General features: G+C 64.5%; 19 protein-coding genes. 2 read left to right on the top strand and 17 right to left on the bottom strand.

From position 1 onward, the window contains the following. Positions 1 to 14: 14 nt before the first annotated feature. The 9 genes from GRB80_RS01645 to GRB80_RS01605 all read right to left on the bottom strand — a co-directional run bounded on the left by GRB80_RS01645 (position 15) and on the right by GRB80_RS01605 (position 10768). Positions 15 to 2282: a polysaccharide biosynthesis tyrosine autokinase gene (locus tag GRB80_RS01645; protein WP_237561900.1), complete on the bottom strand. Its 2268-nt coding sequence runs from the start codon at positions 2280 to 2282 to the stop codon at positions 15 to 17. Positions 2283 to 2637: 355 nt separating this feature from the next. After that, positions 2638 to 2892: a (Na+)-NQR maturation NqrM gene (gene nqrM, locus GRB80_RS01640; protein ID WP_132045376.1), complete on the bottom strand. Its 255-nt coding sequence runs from the start codon at positions 2890 to 2892 to the stop codon at positions 2638 to 2640. 186 nt (positions 2893 to 3078) lie between these two features. Further along, the gene (gene nqrF / locus GRB80_RS01635; protein ID WP_161422315.1) at positions 3079 to 4311 is read right to left on the bottom strand and encodes an NADH:ubiquinone reductase (Na(+)-transporting) subunit F; all 1233 of its coding nucleotides are present in this window, start codon (positions 4309 to 4311) and stop codon (positions 3079 to 3081) included. A 68-nt stretch (positions 4312 to 4379) separates the two neighbouring features. Further along, positions 4380 to 4997, bottom strand: coding sequence for an NADH:ubiquinone reductase (Na(+)-transporting) subunit E (nqrE, locus tag GRB80_RS01630; protein WP_132045372.1), 618 nt, complete (start codon positions 4995 to 4997; stop codon positions 4380 to 4382). A gap of 2 nt (positions 4998 to 4999) precedes the next feature. After that, positions 5000 to 5668, bottom strand: a complete 669-nt coding sequence (locus tag GRB80_RS01625; protein ID WP_132045370.1) for an NADH:ubiquinone reductase (Na(+)-transporting) subunit D — start codon at positions 5666 to 5668, stop codon at positions 5000 to 5002. A 2-nt stretch (positions 5669 to 5670) separates the two neighbouring features. Continuing rightward, positions 5671 to 6489, bottom strand: a complete 819-nt coding sequence (locus GRB80_RS01620; RefSeq protein ID WP_132045367.1) for a Na(+)-translocating NADH-quinone reductase subunit C — start codon at positions 6487 to 6489, stop codon at positions 5671 to 5673. Next, positions 6489 to 7715, bottom strand: a complete 1227-nt coding sequence (locus GRB80_RS01615) for an NADH:ubiquinone reductase (Na(+)-transporting) subunit B (RefSeq protein WP_161422314.1) — start codon at positions 7713 to 7715, stop codon at positions 6489 to 6491. The genes GRB80_RS01620 and GRB80_RS01615 overlap by 1 nt, the downstream gene beginning before the upstream one ends. After that, positions 7715 to 9064 carry a Na(+)-translocating NADH-quinone reductase subunit A gene (locus tag GRB80_RS01610; protein ID WP_161422313.1) on the bottom strand — a complete coding sequence of 450 codons (1350 nt, stop codon included), beginning with the start codon at positions 9062 to 9064 and terminating at the stop codon, positions 7715 to 7717. Before GRB80_RS01610 ends, GRB80_RS01615 begins: the two co-directional genes overlap by 1 nt. A 240-nt stretch (positions 9065 to 9304) precedes the next feature. Beyond that, positions 9305 to 10768, bottom strand: coding sequence for a glyceraldehyde-3-phosphate dehydrogenase (locus GRB80_RS01605; protein ID WP_161422312.1), 1464 nt, complete (start codon positions 10766 to 10768; stop codon positions 9305 to 9307). 214 nt (positions 10769 to 10982) lie between these two features. Here GRB80_RS01605 and mfd point away from each other — a divergent pair, with 214 nt between their 5' ends. Both mfd and GRB80_RS01595 read left to right on the top strand, forming a co-directional pair. Continuing rightward, positions 10983 to 14432 carry a transcription-repair coupling factor gene (gene mfd / locus GRB80_RS01600; RefSeq protein ID WP_161422311.1) on the top strand — a complete coding sequence of 1150 codons (3450 nt, stop codon included), beginning with the start codon at positions 10983 to 10985 and terminating at the stop codon, positions 14430 to 14432. 172 nt (positions 14433 to 14604) lie between these two features. Beyond that, positions 14605 to 15636 (top strand): L,D-transpeptidase family protein, encoded by a 1032-nt coding sequence (locus GRB80_RS01595; RefSeq protein ID WP_161422310.1) that lies wholly within the window; start codon positions 14605 to 14607, stop codon positions 15634 to 15636. Between the two features lie 169 nt (positions 15637 to 15805). On the opposite strand, the gene GRB80_RS01590 is transcribed toward GRB80_RS01595, so the two are convergent. The 8 genes from GRB80_RS01590 to topA form a co-directional block, all read right to left on the bottom strand. Next, a complete protein-coding gene (locus GRB80_RS01590; protein WP_132045355.1) occupies positions 15806 to 16069 on the bottom strand; it encodes an Lpp/OprI family alanine-zipper lipoprotein in 264 nt (87 codons plus the stop codon). A 178-nt stretch (positions 16070 to 16247) separates the two neighbouring features. After that, positions 16248 to 16862: a L,D-transpeptidase family protein gene (locus GRB80_RS01585; RefSeq protein WP_132045353.1), complete on the bottom strand. Its 615-nt coding sequence runs from the start codon at positions 16860 to 16862 to the stop codon at positions 16248 to 16250. Positions 16863 to 17154: 292 nt separating this feature from the next. After that, positions 17155 to 18747: an ABC-F family ATPase gene (locus GRB80_RS01580; RefSeq protein WP_161422309.1), complete on the bottom strand. Its 1593-nt coding sequence runs from the start codon at positions 18745 to 18747 to the stop codon at positions 17155 to 17157. A 319-nt stretch (positions 18748 to 19066) separates the two neighbouring features. After that, the gene (locus tag GRB80_RS01575) at positions 19067 to 19498 is read right to left on the bottom strand and encodes a hypothetical protein (RefSeq protein WP_161422308.1); all 432 of its coding nucleotides are present in this window, start codon (positions 19496 to 19498) and stop codon (positions 19067 to 19069) included. A 12-nt stretch (positions 19499 to 19510) separates the two neighbouring features. Beyond that, positions 19511 to 19969 carry a 2-hydroxyacyl-CoA dehydratase gene (locus GRB80_RS01570; RefSeq protein WP_161422307.1) on the bottom strand — a complete coding sequence of 153 codons (459 nt, stop codon included), beginning with the start codon at positions 19967 to 19969 and terminating at the stop codon, positions 19511 to 19513. 160 nt (positions 19970 to 20129) lie between these two features. Beyond that, entirely contained in the window at positions 20130 to 20603 is a 474-nt protein-coding gene (locus GRB80_RS01565) for a LabA-like NYN domain-containing protein (protein WP_132041525.1), read from the bottom strand. A 5-nt stretch (positions 20604 to 20608) separates the two neighbouring features. Continuing rightward, positions 20609 to 21070 (bottom strand): DUF6586 family protein, encoded by a 462-nt coding sequence (locus GRB80_RS01560; RefSeq protein WP_132041524.1) that lies wholly within the window; start codon positions 21068 to 21070, stop codon positions 20609 to 20611. Beyond that, positions 21067 to 23697, bottom strand: a complete 2631-nt coding sequence (topA, locus tag GRB80_RS01555; protein WP_161422306.1) for a type I DNA topoisomerase — start codon at positions 23695 to 23697, stop codon at positions 21067 to 21069. Before topA ends, GRB80_RS01560 begins: the two co-directional genes overlap by 4 nt. Between the last annotated feature and the right edge of the window lie 170 nt (positions 23698 to 23867).

The raw sequence follows: 23867 nt of genomic DNA, 5'->3' as shown, positions 1-23867 counted from the left end.
CGAATTACTTGCCGTCAGGCATATTGGTAGTCGCCGTAGCCATAGCTGGCGGCTGCCCGGCGCTCCATGGCATTGAGAACTGCCCCCTTGACCGGAACACCGGCATCTTCCAGGCGTCGCTTGGCCCGGGTGAGCTCACGCGCGCTGGTGACATCGAACATCGCGACCATCAGGGTGGTGCCGCACAGGGCGCCGAGCAATGCGGCGTCGGTAACTGCCAGCACGGGCGGCGTATCGATGATGATCAGGTCATACCGCTCGCCAAGCCGTTCCAGCAGGGGCCTGAGCGAGGGGCTGAGCAGCAGCTCGGAGGGGTTGGGCGGTGCCACGCCTCGTGAAATATAGTCAAGGCCGCGCACGCCGGAGTGACGTATGACCTGTTCTTCGCCGAGACGCCCCATCAGGAGTTCGGAGAAGCCGCCCTGAGCCTGGCTGCCGAAAGCATCGTGCAGTTGCCCCCTGCGCATGTCCGCATCGATCACCAACACGCGCTGATGAGAAAGGGCACAGACAGCGGCGAGATTCACGCTGACAAAGCTCTTGCCCACACCGGGGCTGGGCCCGGTGATCATCAGCCGGTTATCCGGGGATTCGAGCAGGGTAAAATGCAGGCCGCTGCGCAGATGACGCAAGGCCTCGATACTGGTATCGGTGGGCTCTGCCTGAACCAGAAGATCGCCGAAAACCTGTCGATGGTGCCTCTCGTGGCGATGCTTTACCCGCTTTTTCAGCCTCCTCTGTGCCCTGGAGGTCGGCAGGGTGGCCAGGAGCGTCAAGCCGACATCCTCGATCTCTTGCGGTGTCTCGATGCCGCGCCTGAACAGCGCTCGGGTCAGGACGAAGCCCACCCCTGCCATGGCACCGAGCACGGTGGCCAGGATCACCAGGAATGGCTTGCGTGGTTCGATCGGCAATACGTTCACCTGGGCGTCATCGATGATGCGTACATTGCCGACCATTCCGGCCCTGGCGATCTCGAGTTCCTGCATCTTGTTAAGCACATTGACATAGATCGCCTGGGTGACCTCGACGTCCCGGGTGCGACTGATGATCTCCTGCTGGGCGACAGGCAGTTGATTGACCTGGACCTCCAGCTCGGCCCGCTCGTCGAGCAGTATCTGCCTTTGGCGGAGCAGCGCCTGATAGGTCGGGTGGCTGCTGGTGTACCGCTGGACCAGCGCCGCCTCCTCGATCACGAGTTCACTGAGCCGGCTGTCGAGGTCGATAAACTGCTGGATGACGCCCTGGGCTTCGGCACTCAGATCGACGCTCTCCTGTTCCCGGCGATACTGGTTGAGCCGCTCTTCTGCGGCCGCCAGATGGTTGCGCAACTCGGGCGCCTGCTCCTTCAGGAAGGCCAGGCTCTGGTCCGCCTCCGCGGACTTGCGCTCGACGTTCTGGGCGAGAAAGGTCTCGACCACGGCGTTCAGCGAGCGACGTATTTCGGCCCGGTCTGAGCCGGTCAGCGTCAGCCTCAACATTCCGGTATTGGCCGCGTAGGGACGGTTCTGGCCAAGCTCGCTCACTCGGAGACGCCTGGCCAGGGCTCTAATAGCCGTGCCGCGGGATCGCTTGATCAAGGTGAACTGGGCGCCTGGCGCGGCCTCGAGGGCAGCAATACGCAGCGTGATGTCGCCATTCGCGAAGCGCTCTGTCATGCCGACCTCCCCCTCTCCCAGCAGGCGTCTCCCTCCTCTATCGTCGTGCGCCAGGGCGTATCGACCCGAGCCAAGGGCCGTGACGATCAGGGGCCGATCGCGCAGATGATCGGTCACCTCGAGCCGTCCCAGCGCCAGGGTTTCGCCGTGCCATACGGCGGCGCGGGCCAGGCCAAATCCCGGCGGGGTAAGCGGGCTCTGAAGAAAGTCGGGCAGCTGGATGTCATGATCGATAAATGCGGGACGTGGGAGCTGATGTCGCTGAACGGCGCCACCGACCAGCGGCAGCGCCGTGGGAATCACCACATTTTCCAGTTCGATGCGGTCGACCACCTGCCCCAGCACCAGGCGCGACCGGAGTATCTCGGCCTCCGCCGCGGTGCTGCTGTTGGTGTAACCCGCCATCGAGTCTCCCATCACGTTTTCGAGATCGGCAAGCGGGCTGACCGATGCACGACGCTCGATCTGCACCAGGGCGTCGCCTCTGTAGATGGGCGTGCTAACGATGGCGAAGAAGGCTCCAGCGCACGCAAATCCCAGGGTAATCATCCCGATCAGCCACTTGTGCTCCAGTAGCTGGGCAAGGATGCTCCCCATCTCGATTTGGGTGGCGAAGTGTGCCATCGACGTTTTCATGCGGAACCGACCCTGATGTGAAAGGCCTTGTCGTGGAGCTCGCTCTGTCTGTTGCGCTCCCCACCCGAGTGCAGGTCTCCATGAGTCTTGCGCCTGATCGGCTGTTGCGAGACGCCCTGCAACACAACCTTACACAATCTTACAGTTGTAGATCAGTCCGAAAAGAGTGGTTTTCGTAACACCGTGAGAGGTAGATCCTTGATGCGCGCCCGCCCGGGCATCCTCGTCTCTACAACGACACACCCCCCATCAACCAGGTTGATGGGGGGTGCAGGCATTGATTGCGGTAAGTGCGCTCCTGGATGCGCGGGGCCCTTGGATGCGCGGAGCCATGCGCGAGGACCTAGCGCCGGGTGGCGTCGTACCCCAGGTCGGCACCGCGGCTCTCGTCGCTGCGCCGGCGGGCGCTGCCACGCTTGCGGTTCTCCTCCTCACAGACCTCGTCCTTGCCGCCGCAGATCTCGCAGCCGTCCTTGAGGCCGAGCTGATTGAGGCCGCCACAGGAGCCGGCGATGGGCTTGCGGCCCATGATCACACCGACGGCCATGGCCGCCATGATCAGCAGCATGAAGGCCAGGGCAATAAGCCAGATAGTCATCAGGATCTCTCCTTGGGTGGCGCCTCGCCATCATCGGCTGGGCGATTCACCCGGTAGCATGTCGTCATCTACACCAGACAGTGCGGGTGGCATCACGTTCCAACCTGCACCTGCAGGAATCACCGCCGGATACAACGAGGGCCGACCTTCTGGCCGGCCCTCCTTGTCGCCTGACGGCGGGTGGGATCATCCGCCGAAGTCGTCCAGCAGGATGTTCTCGGGCTCCACCCCGAGATCGAGCAGCAGCTTGATCACGGAGGCGTTCATCATGGGCGGCCCACACATGTAGTACTCGCAGTCCTCGGGAGCCGGATGGTCCTTGAGGTAGTTCTCGTAGAGGACGTTATGGATAAAGCCGGTGGGGCCTTCCCAGTTGTCCTCGGGCTGCGGGTCGGAGAGCGCCAGGTGCCATTCGAAGTTGTCGTGCTCCTCGGCCAGCTTGTCATACTCTTCGTTGTAGAAGGTCTCGCGCCAGGAGCGCGCACCGTACCAGAAGGTAATCTTGCGCTTGGAGTCGAGGCGCTTGAGCTGGTCGAAGATATGGCTGCGCATCGGCGCCATGCCGGCACCACCACCGACGAAGACCATCTCGGCGTCGGTGTTCTTGGCGAAGAACTCGCCGAAGGGTCCCATCACGGTGACCTTGTCGCCGGCCTTGAGACTGAAGACGTAGGTCGACATCAGGCCGGGCGGGTGGTCGGTGTTGGGCGGCGGGGTGGCGATACGGATGTTGAACTTGAGGATGCCCTTCTCTTCCGGGTAGTTCGCCATGGAGTAGGCGCGGATGACCTCCTCGTTGCTCTTGTGGGAGATGTCGAACAGCCCGAACTTCTCCCAGTCACCGCGGTACTCCTCCTCGATATCGAAGTCCTTGAAGGCGATATCGTAGGGCGGAGCCACCAGCTGCACGTAGCCACCGGCGCGGAAGGCGACTTCCTCGCCCTCGGGCAGCTTGAGGTTGAGCTCCTTGATGAAGGTGGCGACGTTGGGGTTCTCGATGACCTCGCATTCCCACTTCTTGACGCCGAAGACCTCCTCGGGCACCTCGATCTTCATGTCCTGCTTCACCGGCACCTGGCAGGAGAGACGCCAGCCCTCCTTCTTCTCGCGCATGGTGAAGTGGGACTCTTCGGTGGGCAGGATGGCGCCACCGCCCTCCTCCACGCGGCACTTGCACTGGGCACAGGAGCCACCGCCGCCACACGCGGACGAGAGGAAGATGCCATTGGCGGCCAGGGTATTGAGCAGCTTGCCCCCGGCCTGGGTGGTGATGGTGTTCTCGGGATCATCGTTGACCTCGATCTGCACGTCACCGGTGCTGACCAGCCTGCTGCGGGCGGCCAGGATGATCAGCACCAGGCCGATGACGACCACGGTGAACATGACCACGCCGAGCAAGATAAGTGATGTATCAACCATGTCGGTTTCCTATTGCTTGCGTTGCCTGGTACCCGGCGCCGCACGGCGCCGGGCAAGGACGACCTGCTTCAGAGTTGGATGCCGGAGAAGGACATGAAGCCCAGCGACATCAGGCCCACCGTGATGAAGGTGATGCCCAGGCCCTGCAGGGAGCCGGGAACGTCGCTGTACTTGAGCTTCTCGCGGATACCGGCCAGGGCCGTGATGGCCAGGGCCCAGCCAACGCCGGAGCCGAAACCGTAGACCACGGCCTCACCGAAGTTGTAGTTACGCTCGACCATGAACAGCACGCCACCCAGGATGGCACAGTTCACGGTGATCAGCGGCAGGAACACGCCCAGGGCGTTGTAGAGTGCCGGCACGTACTTGTCGAGGAACATCTCCAGGATCTGCACCAGCGCGGCGATGACGCCGATGTAGCTGAGCAGGCCCAGGAAGGAGAGGTCGATGTTCTCGGCACCGCTGATGCCGGTCCAGGTCAGGGCTCCTTCCGAGAGCAGGAAGGTGTAGACCAGGTTGTTGACCGGCACCGAGATGGTCAGCACCACGATCACCGCGATGCCCAGACCGAAGGCCGCGGAGACCTTCTTGGAGACGGCGATAAAGGTGCACATGCCGAGGAAGAATGCCAGGGCCAGGTTCTCGACGAAGACCGAGGCAACGAAAAGGCTCAGATAATGTTCCATGCTTACACGGCCTCCTTCGGTTCGGTGTTGGCCTTGATCTTGAACTCGTTCTCCTCGACCTGCTCAGGGTTGACGCTGCGCAGCACCCAGATGATCAGACCGATGATGAAGAACGCCGACGGCGGCAGCAGCAGCAGGCCGTTGGGCACGTACCAGCCACCGTTCTGCACGGTCTCGAGCACGGTGAAGCCGAACACGCTGCCGGAGCCGAACAGTTCACGGATAAAGCCGACGGTCATCAGGATGAACCCGTAGCCGAGACCGTTGCCGATGCCATCCAGGAAGGAGAGCTTCGGGCTGTTCTGCATGGCGAAGCCTTCGGCACGCCCCATCACGATGCAGTTGGTGATGATCAGACCGACGAACACCGAGAGCTGCTTGGACATCTCGTAGGCGTAGGCCTTGAGGATCTGATCGACCACGATCACCAGCGAGGCGATGATGGTCATCTGCACGATGATGCGGATGGAGGACGGAATATGGTGACGGATCAGCGACACGAACAGGTTCGAGAAGGCCGTCACGAAGATCACCGCACAGGTCATGACCAGCGACACGCTCATGCTGGTCGTCACCGCCAGGGCCGAGCAGATGCCCAGTACCTGGAGTGCGATGGGGTTATTCTTGAACAGCGGCGTCGTCAGGACGCCCTTCGGGGTAGCTTCCGACATGATCAGGCTCCTTCCGTTTCGAGTTCAACGTCGGCGCTCTGGGCCTCGTCCTGGCTGACGCCGGAACGGAACTTGGCCAGATAGTCACCGAAGCCCTCGGGGCTCAGCCAGAACTGCAGCATATTGGTGACGCCGTTGCTGGTCAGGGTCGCACCGGAGAGGGCATCCACCTCGTTCTCGCCGCTGGCACCGCCCTTGGCCAGGTGGATCGCCGGCGCGACGTCGTCGGCGGAGTCGAAGATCTCCTTGCCTTCCCACTGAGCCTGCCAGCGCGGGTTGTTCACCTCGCCACCCAGCCCCGGGGTCTCGGCGTGCTCGTAGTAGGTGATGCCGACGATGGTGTTGCCGTCGCCTTCCACCGCCAGGAAGCCACGCATCAGGCCCCACAGGCCCTGACCACGAATCGGCAGGATGATCTGCTCGGGATCATCCGGGTCGCCAACCAGGTAGACGGTGGAGTAGGTCTCGACGCGGGTCAGCCCCGCCGGGTCCTTCTCGCCGGAGAGGGTCCGCGAGGCGGCCGGGTCACGACGCGCCTCGAAGGCGTTGTAGGTGGCCGGATCATGCTCCTCGGAGTATTCGCCGGTCTCCAGGTTGACCACGCGGGGCGTGATGCTGGACTCGAAGGTCGCGTTGACATCCATGCCGGGCTCGTAGAGGTCGGCAACGTTGAGGATGTTGGTCTTGCGATCGAGCTCCTGGTTGAACTGCTGCTTGGAGCGCAGTGCCACCGCGGCGGTCGAGACGATGACGGAACACACGATGCAGAGTGCGAACGCCACCGTCAGGATCTTCTTGATGGAGTTGTTGCTCTGTGCCATCAGGCAGTCTCCTCGGCCGGCACACCGGTGCGCTTGAGGCGGCGCTTGATGTTGGCCTGAACAAAGATATGGTCGATGAGCGGCGCGAACAGGTTGGCGAACAGGATCGCCAGCATGATGCCTTCAGGGAAGGCGGGGTTCACGACGCGAATCAGCACGGTCATGACGCCGATCAGGGCGCCGAAGAGCAGTCGACCCTGGTTGGTCATGGACGCGGAAACCGGGTCGGTGGCCATGAACACCATGCCGAAGGCGAAGCCGCCCAGCACCAGGTGCCAGTACCAGGACATGGCGAACATCGGGTTGGAGTCGGAGCCCACCAGGTTGAACAGCGCACTGGTCGCCACCATGCCCAGGAAGACCCCCAGCATGATTCGCCAGGAGGCGATGCCGGTCCACAGCAGCACGGCCGCGCCGATCAGGATCGCCAGGGTCGAGGTCTCCCCCACCGAGCCGGGGATGAAGCCGAGGAAGGCATCCCACCAGCTGAACTGATCGCTGAGCGCGCTCATGCCGTCCTGGAAGGCGACCGACAGGGCGGTCGCCCCGGTGTAGCCATCGGCCGCCACCCATACCGCGTCACCGGAGATCTGTGCCGGATAGGCGAAGTAGAGGAAGGCACGGCCGGTCAGGGCCGGGTTGAGGAAGTTCTTGCCGGTGCCGCCGAAGATCTCCTTGCCGATCACCACGCCGAAGGTGATGCCCAGCGCCACCTGCCACAGCGGGATGGTGGCCGGCAGGATCAACGCATAGAGCACGGAGGTGACGAAGAAGCCCTCGTTGACCTCGTGGCCACGCTTGATGGCGAACAGCACTTCCCAGAAACCACCGACCACGAAGGTGACCAGATAGATCGGCAGGAAGTAGGTGGCGCCCAGCACGAAGTTGGCCCACAGGCTATCGGGGTTGTGGCCCGAGGCCAGCACCATCAGGATCGCCTCGCGCCAGCCGGCCATGGAGCCGTAGCCGTCGGCGATGGCCACGTTGGCCTGCCAGCCGGCGTTCCACATGCCGAAGAACATCGCCGGGAAGGTGCACAGCCAGACGGTGATCATGATGCGCTTGAGGTCGACGCCATCGCGTACATGGGCCGTGGTCTTGGCGACACTGGGCGGCGCATAGAAGATGGTGTCCACCGCTTCATAGAGCGGGTAGAACTTCTCGTATTTGCCGCCCTTGTGGAAGTGCGGCTCGAGATTGTCGAGTGTCTGTCGAATACCCATCATCAGGCCTCTTTCTCGATCGTGGTGAGGTTGTCACGCAGGATGGGACCGTACTCATACTTGCCGGGGCACACATAGGTGCACAGCGCGAGGTCCTCCTCGTCCAGCTCCAGACACCCGAGCTGCATGGCGGTCTCGATATCGCCGACGATCAGCGAGCGCAGCAGCTGTGTGGGCATGATATCCAGCGGCATCACCTTCTCGTAGGCACCCACCGGCACCATGGCGCGCTCGGAGCCGTTGGTCGAGGTGGTCGGGGCATAGTCCTTGAGGCCGGTCAGCTTCGAGAGATAGATGCCCATCACCGAATGGCGGTTCTTGCCCGGCGAGATCCAGCCCATGAAGGCACGCTTGTTGCCTTCCTCGAGCAGGCTGACCTGATTATGGAAGCGACCCAGATAGCGCAGTGACCCCTCGGCGGTGAAGCCGGAGAACACCGAACCCGAGATCACGCGGGTGTCATTGGGTTCGATGACCTCGTCGGTCAACAGTTCCTCGGTGCTGGCCCCGATGCGGGTACGCAGCAGCCGCGGCTTCTGGGCGCGGGGGCCGCCGACGGCCAGTACGCGGCTGACGTCGAGCTTGCCCTCGACGAACAGCTTGCCGAAGGCGATGACGTCCTGGTAGCCGATATGCCAGACCCGCTTGTGCAGGGCGACGGGCGAGAGATGATGGATGTGTGTGCCCACCAGGCCGGCCGGATGCGGACCGGCGAAGGTCTGGGGCGAGACGCCATCGATATTGCCGCCGGGGATGCTGCTGTCCGGGCCGCTGCACAGGTAGACATTGCCCTCGGTGAGACGCGTCAGCACCTTGAGGCCATCCTCGAAGGCCTGGGGCTGCTCGTTGATCACCTTGGCCGGATTGGCCGCCAGCGGGTGGGTATCGATAGCGGTGACGAAGATATCGGTGGGCACACCGTCGATGGCCGGCGTACGCGAGTAGGGACGGGTGCGCAGGGCGGTCCACAGCCCCGACTCGACCAGCTGGTCGACCACGACCTGTCGCTCCAGGCCGGACAGCGAGTCGCGACCGTGGGCGGTGAACTCAACCGCTTCCTCGGACGCGTCGACCTCGATCACCACCGAGAGCAGGCGACGCTTCTCCCCGCGGTTGATCTCGATCACCTTGCCGGCCGCCGGCGCCGTGAAGCGCACGCCGTCGATCTTCTTGTCGGTGAAGAGCAGCTGGCCAAGCTTGACGGCATCTCCCTCCTTGACCTCCATGGTCGGCTTCATGCCGACATAGTCGGTGCCCAGGACCGCCACGTGACGCACCGGCCGCGCATCCTCGATACGCTGCTCCGGCGCCCCCGTGATGGGGAGATCCAGGCCTTTCTTGACTTCGATCATAGTCTCGCCCAGTTGATGGATCGGATATAAGAGGAAAAGGGGCCAGAGACACGCCCTGCCCACCCGAAAAATCCACCGCATTATAAAGATAAGGCAACAGGATGACCACCTGAGCGAAGGTCGCAAGGGGTAACTTGAGGCAAGCTGCAAATCAGCAGCATGCTCCCGACCAGGCAAAAAAAACCCCGCGGCCATTCAGCCTGCGGGGTTGCTTGTCGCTTGTAGTTTGTAGCTCGTTGCTTACACCTTCGCGCGCGGCAGCTTGAGGAAGCTGACGTTGGACATGTGCTGCAGAAGACGGATCACCTGGCAACTGTAGCCGAACTCGTTGTCATACCAGACATAGAGCACGGCGTTCTGGCCGTTGGCGATGGTCGCCTTGGCGTCGACGATGCCGGCGTGGCGATTGCCGACGAAGTCGGTGGAGACCACCTCGGGGGAGTCGACGAAGTCGATCTGCTTCTGGTACGGCGAGTTCAGCGACATCCCGCGCAGGAAGTCATTGAGCGTCTCGGCGTCGGTTTCCTTCTCCAGGCGCAGATTGAGGATCGCCATGGAGACGTTGGGGGTCGGCACGCGGATGGCGTTGCCGGTCAGCTTGCCGTCGAACTCCGGCAGCGCCTTGGCCACGGCCTTGGCGGCCCCGGTCTCGGTCAGCACCATGTTGAGCGGCGCGCTACGCCCGCGACGGTCGCCCTTGTGATAGTTGTCGATCAGGTTCTGGTCATTGGTGTAGCTGTGCACCGTCTCGACGTGACCATGCTCGACGCCGAACTCGTCGTTGAGCACCTTGAGCACCGGCACGATGGCGTTGGTGGTACAGGAGGCGGCGGAGATGATGCGGTCGTCGTCATTCAGGTCATCGTGATTGATGCCATAGACGATGTTCTTGATATCGCCCTTGCCCGGTGCGGTGAGCAGCGCCTTGGCCACGCCCTTGCACTGCAGGTGCTGGCCGAGGCCGGCCTCATCACGCCAGATGCCGGTGTTGTCGACCACCACGGCGTTGTCGATGCCATAGTCGGTGTAGTCGATCTCGGTCGGCGCGTCGGCGTAGATCACCTGGATGACATTGCCGTTGGCGGTAATGGTGCGTGCCTCGGCGTCGACACTGATGGTGCCGTCGAAGGGGCCGTGGACGGAGTCACGTCGCAACAGGCTGGCCCGCTTCTCGAGGTCCTTGGCGATATCGCCGCGGCCGCGCACGACGATGGCGCGCAGGCGCAGCAGGTTGCCGCCGCCGGCCTTCTCCACCAGCACCCGGGCGAGGATGCGACCGATACGACCGAAGCCGTAGAGGACGACGTCCTTGGGCTCACCGTTGCCGGCGTCCGGGTCATGGGCGTCGACGATCTCGGCGAGCTCCTTGCGCAGGAAGGCCACGGCGTCGCCACCGCCCTGCTTCTTGAAGGCTACCCCCAGCTTGCCGATATCGACATGAGCCGGCCCCAGGTTGAGCTCGGTCATCGCCTTGACCAGCGGGAAGGTGTCCTCCACGGAGAGCTCGGTGCCTTCCACCTTCCGTACGAAGCGGTGATCCTTCAGAATGCGGATCACGCTACGATTGAACTGCGACCGCCCGTAGAGAGTCGTGACCACGTTGTTGTGACGGTAGAGGCTACCGATCATCGGGATCATCTGCTCGACTAGCGCTTGGTTATCGTGCCACTGCTGAAAGACGGTATCGGAGGGGTGCTGACTCACGTAAGGCCTCACTGGTGGGATAGAAAAGGGTTCGATGACCATTATCCCGGGGCCGGGGCTCGGCGGCAATCGCTTGATGGTCGCAGCCGTTGTAGGCGGATTACAGAAACGGACGCTTGACTACAAGACCCTTTGGGGGCTGGTATGATGAGCGCCCGAGAAGCGCCACCCAGGATCCGTCGGGCCGCGCCCGTCGACAGCCCAATACGAGACCATGCCGACATTCTCTCCGCTCGACCCACCGCCCCCCCAGGGGCTGCGCGAAACACGCTACTGGCAGATGCCCCACGGCAGTGCCGCCGCCCTGGCCCTTGCCCACCTGGCCAATGACGCTCCCCTGCTGGTGATCACCGCCGACACCGCCCAGGCCCTGCGCCTGGAGAGCGAGCTGCGTTTCTTCAGCCAGGTGCCGGTGTTGCCCTTCCCCGACTGGGAAACCCTGCCCTACGATAGCTTCTCTCCGCACCAGGACATCGTCTCCTCCCGCCTGCGCACCCTGCGCCGGCTACAGGATGGCGAGCGCGGCATCGTGCTGGTGCCGATCAACACCCTGATGCAGCGCCTGGCACCGGTCGAGTATATCGCCGGGCGGGTGATGACCCTCGAGGTGGGCCAGTCGCTCGATCGCGAGGGCTTTCGCGACGCCCTCTCCCGGGCCGGCTATCGCGCCGTGGAGACGGTCTACGAGCCCGGCGAGTATGCCCTGCGGGGTGCGCTGATCGACCTTTTCCCGATGGGTGTGGAGGCGCCGCTGCGCATCGATCTGTTCGATGACGAGATCGATACCCTGCGCACCTTCGACCCGGACACCCAGCGCAGCGCCGAGAAGGTCGACCGGGTCGAGCTGCTGCCGGCTCACGAGTATTCGCTCTCCCGCGGCGCCATCGCCTGTTTCCGCGAGGGCTTCGAGACGCTGTTCGATGTCGACCCGCGCCAGTGCCCGCTCTATGTGGACGCCCTCAAGGGCATCCCCTCCCCCGGCCTCGAGCAATACCTGCCGCTGTTCTTCGAGGAGACGGCGACCCTCTTCGAGCATCTCGCCGAGGCCACGCGGGTCGCGCTGCTGCCGGGCTGCCTGACCGCCGCCGAGCATCACTGGACCGCCATCGAGAGCCGCTACGACAACCTCGGGGTCGACCCCACCCGGCCGCTGCTGCCGCCCCACCGCGCCTTCGTGCCGGTGGCCGAGCTGTTCGCGGCGATCAAGCGTCATCCGCGTGTCGAGCTGACCGAGGAGAGTGAGCATCGCCACGCCCTCACCCCCGCCACTCAGCCTCCGCCCAGCGTCGGCATCAATGCTCGGGCCAGGGAGCCGCTGGCCCCCCTGGCCGACTTCCTGACCCGGCACGACGCTACCCGAGTGCTGTTCGTGGCCGAATCGCGCGGCCGCCGCGAGGCCCTGGAGGAGACGCTGGCGCCCCTGCGCCTGACGCTCCCCCACGTCGAGGGTTTCGCCGACTTCCTCGCTGGCGATGCGCCGGTGGCCATTACCGAGGGCGAGCTCGAGACGGGTCTGTGGCTGACCCAGCCGGACCTGGCGGTGATCAGCGAGGCCGAGCTCTATGGCGAGGTGGTGCGTCAGAGTCGCCGCCGCGAGAAGGCCACCGATGCCGACGAGCTGGCCATTCGCCATCTCTCCGAGCTGCGCCCTGGTGTGCCGATCGTGCATCAGGCCCACGGTGTAGGTCGTTATCGGGGACTGGAGGCGCTGGAGGCCGGCGGCCAGGCCGCCGAGTTCGTCACCCTGGAGTATGCCGAGGGCGCCCGCCTCTATGTACCGGTCGACAACCTGCACCTGATATCGCGCTACGCCGGCGCCGATGATGAGCTGGCTCCGTTGCATCGGCTGGGCTCAGAGCAGTGGGAGAAGGCCAGGAGGAAGGCCGCCGAGAAGATCCGCGACTCCGCCGCCGAGCTGCTGGATATCTACGCCCGTCGTGAGGCTCGCGAGGGCTTCGCCTGCTCGCCACCCGATACCGAGTACTCGCGCTTTGCCGCCGCCTTCCCCTTCGAGGAGACCCCCGACCAGCGCGCCGCCATCGCGGCGGTGATCGGTGACATGACCGCGCCGCGTCCCATGGATCGCGTGATCTGCGGCGATGTGGGCTTCGGCAAGACCGAGGTGGCCATGCGCGCCGCCTTCCTGGCGGTGAACTCCGGCCGCCAGGTGGTGGTGCTGGTGCCCACCACCCTGCTGGCTCGCCAGCACTTTGAGAACTTCCGCGACCGCTTCGCCGATACCGCGGTCAATATCGAGCTGATCTCCCGCTTCACCGCCGGCAAGGGGCAGGCGGCGTCTCTGAAGCGTATCGAGGAGGGCCAGGCGGATATCGTCATCGGCACCCACAAGCTACTGTCGAAATCCATGCGGCTGCCGAAGATGGGCCTGCTGATCATCGATGAGGAGCACCGCTTCGGGGTGGCGCAGAAGGAGCGCCTTAAGAGCCTGCGCGCCGAGGTGGACATCCTCACCATGACCGCCACGCCGATCCCGCGGACGCTCAATATGGCGATGAGTGGCATTCGCGATCTGTCGATCATCGCCACGCCACCGGCGCGGCGCCTGTCGGTCAAGACCTTCGTGCAGCGCCGCGAGGAGGCGGTGCTCAAGGAGGCGATCCTGCGCGAGATCCTGCGCGGCGGACAGGTCTACTTCCTGCACAACGAGGTCAAGACCATCGAGACCGCCGCCGAGACGATACGCGAGCTGGTCCCCGAGGCCCGGGTCGGGGTGGCCCATGGCCAGCTGCCCGAGCGCGCCCTGGAGCGGGTGATGTCGGACTTCTACCACAAGCGCTTCAATGTGCTGGTCTGCTCTACCATCATCGAGACCGGCATCGATGTGCCCAGCGCCAATACCATCCTGATCGAGCGCGCCGACAAGTTCGGCCTGGCCCAGCTCCACCAGCTGCGCGGCCGGGTCGGCCGCAGCCACCATCAGGCCTACGCCTACCTGCTGACCCCGCCGCCGAAGGCGATGACCCGCGATGCCATCAAGCGCCTGGAGGCGATCGGCGCCGCCGAGGATCTCGGTGCCGGCTTTACGCTGGCCAGCCACGATATGGAGATACGCGGCGCCGGCGAGCTGCTCGGCGACGAGCAGAGCGGGCAGATGGAGGCAATTGGCTATGGCCTCTACATGGAGATGCTCGACCGTGCCGTGTCGGCCATCCGCGCCGGCAAGACCCCCAATATCGAGGCGCCACTGGACGAGGGCGTCGAGATCAGCCTCAATCTGCCGGCCCTGATCCCCGACGACTATCTGCACGATGTGCAGCAGCGACTGGTGATGTACAAGCGCATCGCCAGCGCCAACGATGAGGCGCAGCTCAAGGAGCTGCAGGTGGAGATGATCGACCGCTTCGGCCTGCTGCCGGCACCGGTCAAGACCCTGCTGCGTCAGACTCGGCTGCGCCAGCGCGCCGAGCGCCTGGGCATCACCCGCCTGGAGGCTGGCCCCGAGCGGGGACGCGTCATCTTCGGTGCCCACACCAGTGTCGATCCCTTGACACTGGTGGAGCTGATCCAGCGTGAGCCCGGTCGCTATCGCCTGGATGGTGCCGACACCCTGCGCTTCGAGGCCAGCATGGAGAACGAGGAGGCCCGCTTCCAGGCCGTGGAGCAGCTGCTCGAGACGCTGAATCGCAAGGCGCAGGCGGCGTAAGGGGTATCAAGGAACGAGGAGCGAGGCACGAGGAGCGAGGCCCCCTCGCCCCTGGAACCTCGAACCTCGCACCGGCCCTCTATACTGTTATCATACGCCCCATCTCACCGCCCACCGACACCGGTCACAGGAGTCACCGGTGTCCCTCAAGCCCCGGAGTTGAACGACCCTGATGAGTACCCTGACACTGACCAGCCGCGGCGTCCGTCATGCCCTGGCGATAGGGTTAGGCGCCCTGTTTGCCACCGGCGCCCTGGCGGCGACCCCCACCTATGACGCGGTGCATGAGCTGCCTCGTGGCCACTATGCGCTACCCGAGGAGGGCAGCGTCATCGGCGAGAGCTATACGGTGATCGTCGAGGAAGGCGACACCCTGATCGATATCGCCCGTGAGCACAACGTGGGCTACGAAGAGATCCGCATGGCCAACCCGGATGTCAGCATCTGGGCCCCCTATGCCGATACCGAGGTAACCATTCCGTCACGTCGGGTGCTGCCGGCCGCTGACCGGGAAGGCATCGTGATCAACCTGTCGGAGCTGCGCCTCTACTACTACTCCAAGCCCGGCGTGGTGGAGACCTACCCGATCAGCGTTGGCCGCGAGGAGTTCTCCACGCCGGTGGGGGTTACCAAGACCACCATCAAGGTCAAGGACCCCGCCTGGGCGCCACCCGCCTCGATGCGCCGCGAGGCCGCCGAGCGTGGTGAACCGGCCCCCTCCATCGTGCCGGCCGGCCCCGATAATCCGCTGGGCCGTCACGCCATCCTGCTGGGCATCCCCAGCTATCTGATCCATGGCACCAACAAGCCTGCAGGGGTCGGCATGCGCGTGAGCCGCGGCTGCATCCGCATGTTCCCCGAGGATATCGAGTCTCTCTACGAGCGCGTGCCCAGCGGAACCCAGGTCAATATCATCGACCAGCCCTTCAAGGCCGGCTGGACCGCGGACGGTGAGCTGCTGGCCCAGTCCTACCCGGCGCTGGAGGAGAATCGCGAAGGCTTCGAGCCGCTGATGTTCGCCATCGACAAGCTGACCGAGGTCTTCGGTGAGGAGCAGCCACCGGTCGACTACAAGCGCCTGCGCACAATCGTGGAGCGTTCCGACGGGCAGGCGATCTCGCTGCTCAGAACGGCCGAGGAGGAACCCACACCGGCTCCCTCAGCGCCGCGCAACCTCTACGAGGCCATCGCCGTCGTGCGTTGATCCGTGCCACGCCTGGCGTCACACAGCGGCGCCAGGCAAGCACAGCGAGCAGAAGCAGAAAGCCTCTGCAATGGAAAGCCTCCAGAAACAGAAAGACCCCGCCTAGGCGGGGTCTTTCTGTTTTGCAGAACCACCATCGCCCTGGGGCGATGACAGCACTCCAGCAGTCTTACTTCTGCATGGAGCGGCTGAACATGCGGTTCATCTCGTCGCGGTTCTGCTCGGACATCTGCAGAGCCGCCTGGGCGTCACGCTGGGCCTGGTTGGCAGTGTTCTGTGCCTGGACGGCGATGCTGCGAGCTTCGGCAGCGTCGGCCTGGGCAGACTCAGCAGTCATGCGAACCTCTTCCAGAGCACTGGTGGAAGCACAGCCAGCCAGGACAGCCAGAGATGCGGCAGCGGCGGTCAGCTTCAGGGTGGTCTTCAGAGTCATGGTGTTCTCCTTGGTCTTCCTTGGTAGTGCGTTGAAAGAAACCTGAAATCAGGCGTCTTGCCTGCGACATGCAGGCGCGTCTTAAGCGACTTGTGCCCAAGGCACTGAAGTCAGCGCTGTTTTATTACACGTCACAGCGCTTGTCCATCGCTTTCAACGTCCCTTGCGCATGTACAGCCTAGCGGATCACGACGCGTGTGCCAATGTCGATCAAACCAGACAATTGCTCGATCTGCTCATCGGTCACCGCCACGCAGCCCTGGGTCCAGTGAAACTGGCGATGAATCTCGGGGTCACCCTTGCCGACACCATGCAGGCCGATGTAGCCACCCAGCGCCGTTTCCTGGGGTGGATGACCATTGAGCCGGTAGTAACGGAAGTAGTCGTCGTAGTCCTGCTGGGTATAGATGCCCTCCTCCAGCGCCACCCGGGCATGAGCGGGGGTCGGATAGTCCAGGCCGATGAACAGGTGCCAGTCGCTCTCGTGATTGAAGCGGTTGACGCGAAACTCCCCCTTGGGGGTGGCACCACTGCCCTGCAGGCGCATGGGCCTGGCGCCGCCGCGCCCCAGCGAGACCGGCGCGAAGTGGGCCAGCTCTCGATTGCCTCGGTAGACGATCAGCTTCGCCTCACGATCATCCACCAGTACCCAGACCTCCTCGCCATGACGAGGAAGGTGCGCCCGGGAGAGCTGGGTCTCGATCAGATTGGCCCCGGCCGATTCGATTCCGAGCAGCATCAGCGGGCTTGCGAGAACGAGTCGGCTGAAGCGACGACGGGAGAGTGAGGACATCGTTTGGCAACTCTTGGTTTGGCGGCTCTTGGTTTAGCTACGCGCGGTTTGGCAACTGGTGAAACGGCCATCGCCCACTGTCGCAGTTCCGCGACACTGTCGCGACGGCTTTACGACAGCTTCGCAACAGTTTGACGACAATGCGGCTAGATCCTTTATAGCCCACCCACAGGCGCTCTGTCAGGCGGTGCTGGCAGCCGGCAGCAACGCGCGAGGTGGTGCCGGCGACAGATCGGCGGGATGTCTCCACCCCGCCCGTAGCCAATGTGCGACAGTCACAAGGGGATCATGCTCAGCCATAGAGGCCCTGGCTTCGCAGATAGTCGTCGTAGCCACCGCTGAAGTCGGTTATCCCCTTATCACTCATGTCGAGGATGCGGGTCGCCAGCGATGAGACAAATTCACGATCGTGGCTGACGAAGATCAACGTGCCGGCATAGTTCTCCAGGGCCAGGTTGAGCGCCTCGATGGACTCCATGTCCAGGTGGTTGGTGGGCTCATCCATCAACAGCACATTGGGGCTGGTCAGGGCCAGCTTGCCGAACAGCATCCGGCCCTGCTCGCCGCCGGAGATCACGCCAACCGACTTGCCGATATCGTCACTGGAGAACAGCATTCGGCCCAGGGCGCCACGCACCTCCTGCTCGCCACCGTCGGTCCACTGGGCCATCCACTCGAACAGTGTCGCCTCGTTGGCGAAGTCGTCGGCATGATCCTGGGCGAAGACCCCGAGGTCGGCGCTGTCGGTCCACTTGACGCTGCCGGCCTGGGGCGCCAGCTCGCCGGCCAGGGTGCGCAGCAGCGTGGTCTTGCCGATGCCATTTGGCCCGATGATGGCGATGCGCTCGCCGGCCTCGACGGTCATGCCGAACCCTTCGAACAGCGGGGCCTCGTTGCCGAAGCCCTGGGTGAGACCCTCGACATTGACCGCGTTGCGATGGATCTTCTTGGCCGGCACGAAACGGATGAACGGGCTGACCCGGCTGGAGGGCTTGATCTCCTCGAGCTTGATCTTCTCGATCTGGCGGGCCCGGGATGTGGCCTGCTTGGCCTTGGAGGCGTTGGCCGAGAAACGGCTGACGAAGGCCTGCAGATCGGCGATCTGCGCCTTCTTCTTGGCGTTGTCGGCGTACTGACGTTCGCGGGCGGCGGTCGCGGCGGTCATGTACTCATCGTAGTTGCCGGGGAAGAGGCGGATCTCGCCGTAGTCCAGGTCCGCCATATGGGTGCAGACGCTGTTGAGGAAGTGGCGGTCGTGGGAGATGATCACCATGGTGCTGTTGCGCGCGGTGAGAATGCCCTCCAGCCAGCGGATGGTGTTGATATCCAGGTGGTTGGTGGGCTCGTCGAGCAGCAGCACGTCGGGGTCGGCGAACAGCGCCTGGGCCAGCAGCACGCGCAGCTTCCAGCCGGGGGCGATCTCGCTCATGGGGCCGGTGTGCTGATGGAGGGGGATGCCCAGCCCGAGCAGCAGCTCGCCGGCCCGGGATTCGGCGGTGTAGCCATCGAGTTCGGCGAAGCGGACCTCGAGGTCCGCCACGTCCATGCCATCCTGCTCGGTCATCTCGGGCAGCGAGTAGATGCGCTCGCGCTCGGCGGCCACCTGCCACAGCTCGCTGTTGCCCATGATCACGGTGTCGATGACCCGCTCCTCCTCGAAGGCGAACTGGTCCTGGCGCAGCTTGCCGAGTCGTGCACCGGCCTCGACCATGACCTGGCCCGAGGAGGGCTCCAGGTCACCGCCGAGGATCTTCATGAAGGTGGACTTGCCACAGCCGTTGGCACCGATCAGGCCGTAGCGGTGACCGTTGCCGAACTTGATGGAGACATTCTCGAACAGGGGCTTGGCCCCGAATTGCATGGTGATGTTGGCGGTAGCGATCAAGGCGAGCGTCCGGTCGAAGCAGAGTGGGGGCGCGATTGTACCGATTATCGGCGCGTCTCACAGTGCCCCTGATTCAGGGCGCCTGTCGGCGCCTTCGCCGGTTTGCTGTGGGAGGCCGGGTCCCCCGGGCGAATGGAGGCCGAAGGACTCCCCGGCGGCAAGCACAACGTCAGTGACATCGCCTGGGCACCTGTCGGTGCCTTCGCGCGGCAAAGCCGCCCTCCCACAGAAACCCTTGGCCCCAAGGCACAGCCCCTGGAAACGTCGCGGCCCCGGCGGGTACTCCGCCGGGGCCGCATGTCACTTCGCCTGAGCCCCCTCAGTCGTGGCGTTCGACGGTAAAGATGGCCTGCAGCTTGTCCTTCTGGCCATAGAGATGCACGGTGGTGCGGTCGAAGGGGAAGCGCTCCAGATAGGGGCTATCGCTGTTATAACGCGGCTTGTGGGCATGGATCAGGGCCGCCATGAGACGCTCGCGGTTGGCCCTCCCACAGGGACCGATGGAGTACCAGAGCGCCTCGCCGGGCTGCAGGTGCGCCTCCCAGCGTGGGCGAGCCTCGCCGTGCTGGATGCCGTAACGCGCACTGCCGCTTTCGCCGACATAGAGCAGCTCCTGCACCTCCATGTTTCCGGTTTCCGGGTCTTCGGCCGCACGATAGATGCAGTAGATCCCCGGCTCGTCCGTGGCCTGGGCGATATCCTCATCGCTCCAGTAGCCGAGCATCTTGGGCGAAAGAATCTGGTCGTTCATGGCCACTTCTCCTTAGTAGTCCTCGAGTCGCTGCATATCACGCGCCACACGCCGCACCTCTGCCTCGTGGCCGCGGGAGAGCGCCGCGAAGAAGGCGTGCTCATCGCGACCGACAGCACCCTCGGCTCGATGCTCATAGAGGTCCTGCAGGGTGCGGTGCGCGGTCAATGCCGTGGCGAGCACGCTCTGCACACTGCTGCAGTCGAGGCTTTTGGGCAGGCGCTCCAGCATGGGGGGGTGCGGAAAGTCACTCGGGTCATCGAACCAGGCATCGAGCACCCCGCGTTGATCCTCCTGGCGATACTCCTCGAGCTCGCGCTGCATCTTCTCTTCGTGCTCGGCCAGGTACTCCAGGGCCATCTTCACGCGCTCGCTCACCTCGCCCTGGGCCAGTGCCGTGTACTGCTCGGCGAGGCGTCGATGAAAGTCGACCGCCCAGTCGACCAGCTCCTTCACCTGATGAAATCGCATGGCGCACTCCTCTCTCGGACGGCTCGTGATGGTCAGCCGTGGCAGCCGCGTGACGATGGGCTGATATCTCAAGAGTAGCCAAGCTGGCGGAGCGGCGCCTTGCCGGGCATCAACGAACGGTGATGTAGCGTGCGCCAATGGTTGCCATGGCTAGCGAGGATCAGAGCAACAGCGCCCCTTCGATAGGCACGAAGTCGCTGGCCTCGCGCACCAGGGAGTCGGCGCTGAGGGAGGATACCCCGACGACCGTGACCCTCACCCCGTAACGGTCACGCAGCCGGCTCACCAGCAGGTCGAAGTCGCCGTCGCCGGAGACCAGCACCACATGATCGACCAGCGGCCCCGCCTCCATGGCATCGAGGGTGATCCCGACATCCCAGTCCCCCTTGGCCGAGCCATCGCGGCGCTGGATAAAGGGCTTGAGCTTCACGTTGAAGCCGATGGCACGCAGGATCGTCTGGAAGCGCTGCTGGCGAGGATCGCCGCGCTCCACCGCGTAGGCGTTGGCCACCACTATCTCGTGGCCGGCGGCGAAGCGGGCCCAGAAGGCGTTGTAGTCGAAATGGCGGCCGAAGGCCTGGCGGCAGGTGTAGTAGACGTTCTGAACGTCGACGAAGATGGCCAGGCGCTCCACCCGGCCTACCACTCCTGGCTGGTCTGGCGGAGCGCGGCGATCTCGGCCTTGGCCTGACGCAGGCAGTCGTCGAGCGCCTGCCCCAGTTGGGCGGCGCCACCCACGGCGATCAGGCCAGTGCCGCCATGGCCACGGCGGGCAGCCCCCTCATCGCCATGCAGCGCCGCAAGCCTGGCGATCAGCCAGTGAAGCCAGCTGCCCTCGCGGGCAGCCAGCTCGCGCAGCCGCTGCAGCTCGGCGATGCCGGCCCCCTCGGGGCCGAGCAGCTCACGCCAGTCATGGTTGGAGAGGCGGGCATGTTCGGTCACCTCGCGCAGCAGCGCCTGAAGCGCCAGTTCGGTCAGCGCCAGGGCGCCCTCCTCTGCCGCCATGCGCCGGGCCTCGGTGTGCTCGTCATCGCCGGCGGGAACCTGCAACAGCAGTTCGGCCTGGTAGAGCAGCTGATTGGTGCGTGCGCGAGGGGTCACTTGCGCTTGTCCTCCACCTGCCACTTGCTGCCGTCATAGGTCGCCTTCCAGCCGGTGGCCTTGCCGTTTTCGTCGCTCATCACGAACTGCTCCCTGGTCTTGCGCGAGAAGCGGATCTGGGCGGGACGACCATCGGGGTCCTCGCTCGGGGCATCGAGCAGGTAGCGGTACTTGTCGGGCAGCTCCTCGGCGTGAGCCTTGAGCTCCTTGACCAGCGGCGGCCGGGTCTCACGGTTCTTGGGGAACTTGCTGGCGGCCAGGAACAGGCCACTGGCGCCGTCGCGCAGCACATAGTGATCTTCGACCTTCTGGCAGGCCAGCTCCGGCATGTCGATGGGGTCCATCTTGGGCGGTGCCACCTCGCCGCTTCGCAACAGCTTGCGGGTGTTCTTGCACTCGCTGTTGGTACAGCCGAAGTACTTGCCGAAGCGTCCGCTCTTGAGCTGCATCTCGCTGCCGCACTTGTCGCACTCGATGGTGGGTCCATCGTAGCCCTTGATGCGGAACTTGCCCTGCTCGATCTCGTAGCCGTCACAATCCGGGCTGTTGCCGCAGATATGCAGCTTGCGCGTCTCGTCGATCAGGTAGCTGTCCATGGCGGTGCCGCACTTCGCACAGCGATGCTTGGCACGCAGGGCATCGGTCTCGGCGGCCTCGTCGGCATCGGCGGCCACCGCCTCTTCCCCGGGCAGCAGGTCGATGGTGGTCTTGCAGCGCTCCTTGGGCGGCAGGTTATAGCCGGAGCAGCCCAGGAAGACTCCGGTGGACGCCGTGCGGATCTGCATCTTGCGCCCACAGCTGGGACAGTCGATATCGGTCGGCACCGGCTGGTTGGGGCGCATGCCCTCCTCGCTCTCCGCGGCCTGCAGCTCCTTCTTGAACTCGGCATAGAAGGCATCGAGCAGTGCCTGCCAGTTGCGCTCGCCCTCGGCCACCTCGTCGAGGCCGTCCTCCATGCGCGCGGTGAAGGAGTAGTCCATCAGGTCGGGGAAGGACTCCTTGAGGCGCTCGGTCACGATATCGCCCAGCTTCTCGGCATAGAAGCGACGGTTCTCCAACTTGACGTAGCCACGATCCTGAATGGTGGAGATGATGGCGGCATAGGTGGAGGGCCGGCCGATGCCGCGCTTCTCGAGCTCCTTGACCAGGCTCGCCTCGGTGTAGCGCGCCGGGGGCTTGGTGAAGTGCTGGCGGGGATCGAGCGCCTCCAGGCTCATGGCGGTACCCTGGGCGAGGTCCGGCAGTGACTGGTCCTCCTCCTTGCGGCCCATGGGCTTCATGACTCGGGTGTAGCCGTCGAACTTCAGCACCCGTCCCTTGGCACGCAGCTCGTAGCCTTCGGCCTCCACGGTCAGGACGCTGGAGAGGTACTCGGCCGGCGTCATCTGGCAGGCCACGAACTGACGCCAGATCAGCTCGTAGAGGCGCTCGGCGTCACGCTCCATGCCGGACAGGTCGGTGGCACGCCGGCCTACCTCGGAGGGTCGGATCGCCTCGTGGGCTTCCTGGGCCCCCTCCTTGCTGGAGTAGCGAAGCGGCGACTCCGGCAGGTAGCGGGAACCAAACTCGCTGCCGATAAAGTCACGCGCACTCTCCACGGCATCCTTCGAGAGATTGGTGGAATCGGTACGCATATAGGTGATATAGCCCGCCTCGTAGAGGCGCTGGGCCAGGGTCATGGTCTTCTTCACCGAGAAGCCCAGGCGGCCGCTGGCGGCCTGCTGCAGGGTCGAGGTGATAAAGGGCGCGTTGGGCTTCGAGCGGGTCGGCTTGTCGTCCCGGGCGGTGATGACAAGCGACGCCTTGCGCAGCGCCGCGATGCGCTCCAGGGTCTCGGCCTCGGAGGTGGGGCGGAAGGCCTTGCCGTTCTGGCGCACCAGCTCGAAGCGCACCGACTCGCCGCTGTCGGCCATCAGGTCGGCATGAACGTCCCAGAACTCCTCGGGCACGAAGGCGCGGATCTCGCGTTCGCGTTCGACGATCAGGCGCATGGCCACCGACTGCACGCGCCCCGCCGAGAGCCCGCGCGCCACCTTGGCCCACAGCAGCGGCGAGAGCATGAAGCCCACCACCCGATCCAGGAAGCGCCGCGCCTGCTGGGCCTCGACCCGCGGGATATTGAGGGTGCCGGGGTCCTCGAACGCCTCCTGGATGGCGTTCTTGGTGATCTCGTTGAAGACCACTCGCTTGTAGCGTGCAGCGTCGCCGCCGATGGTCTCGCGCAGGTGCCAGGCGATCGCCTCACCCTCGCGGTCAAGGTCGGTGGCGAGATAGACGGCCTCGGCCTTTTCGGCGAGCTTCTTGAGCTCGGCAACGACCTTCTCCTTGCCGGGCAGTATCTCGTAGTTGGCCTTCCAGCCATCCTCGGGGTCGATCCCCATGCGGCGAATCAGCTGAGCCTGGGCCTTCCGACGCCGATGCTCTGCCTTCTCTTCCGGCGACATCTTGCGAGTGGCCGCGGCCTGACGAGCACGCTCCTTGGGATCGGAGGAGGTCTTGCCCGAGCCGCTGGTCGGCAGATCGCGGATATGACCTACGCTCGACTTCACGATGAAGTCGCTGCCGAGATACTTGTTGATCGTCTTCGCCTTGGCCGGCGACTCGACGATGACCAGTGACTTGCCCATAGTGCTCCACTCAGTGTCGGTGACACGGGCGCGGTGCCGTGCCTGGCGAATTCCTGCCGCCCTACCTGGGCGTTTGAAAAATGCGCTTACCCTACCCCAGCACCAGGCATCACGCCAGTGGCACACCGGAGCCGCACTCTGACCCTAGACCGCAGATCCGGCTCGGGCAA

The sequence above is a fragment of the Halomonas icarae genome (assembly GCF_009901955.1).
Classification (GTDB): Bacteria; Pseudomonadota; Gammaproteobacteria; order Pseudomonadales; family Halomonadaceae; genus Halomonas; species Halomonas icarae.
The sequence above is the reverse complement of the archived record's forward strand: the minus strand, read 5'-3'. Positions and strand labels throughout refer to the sequence as shown.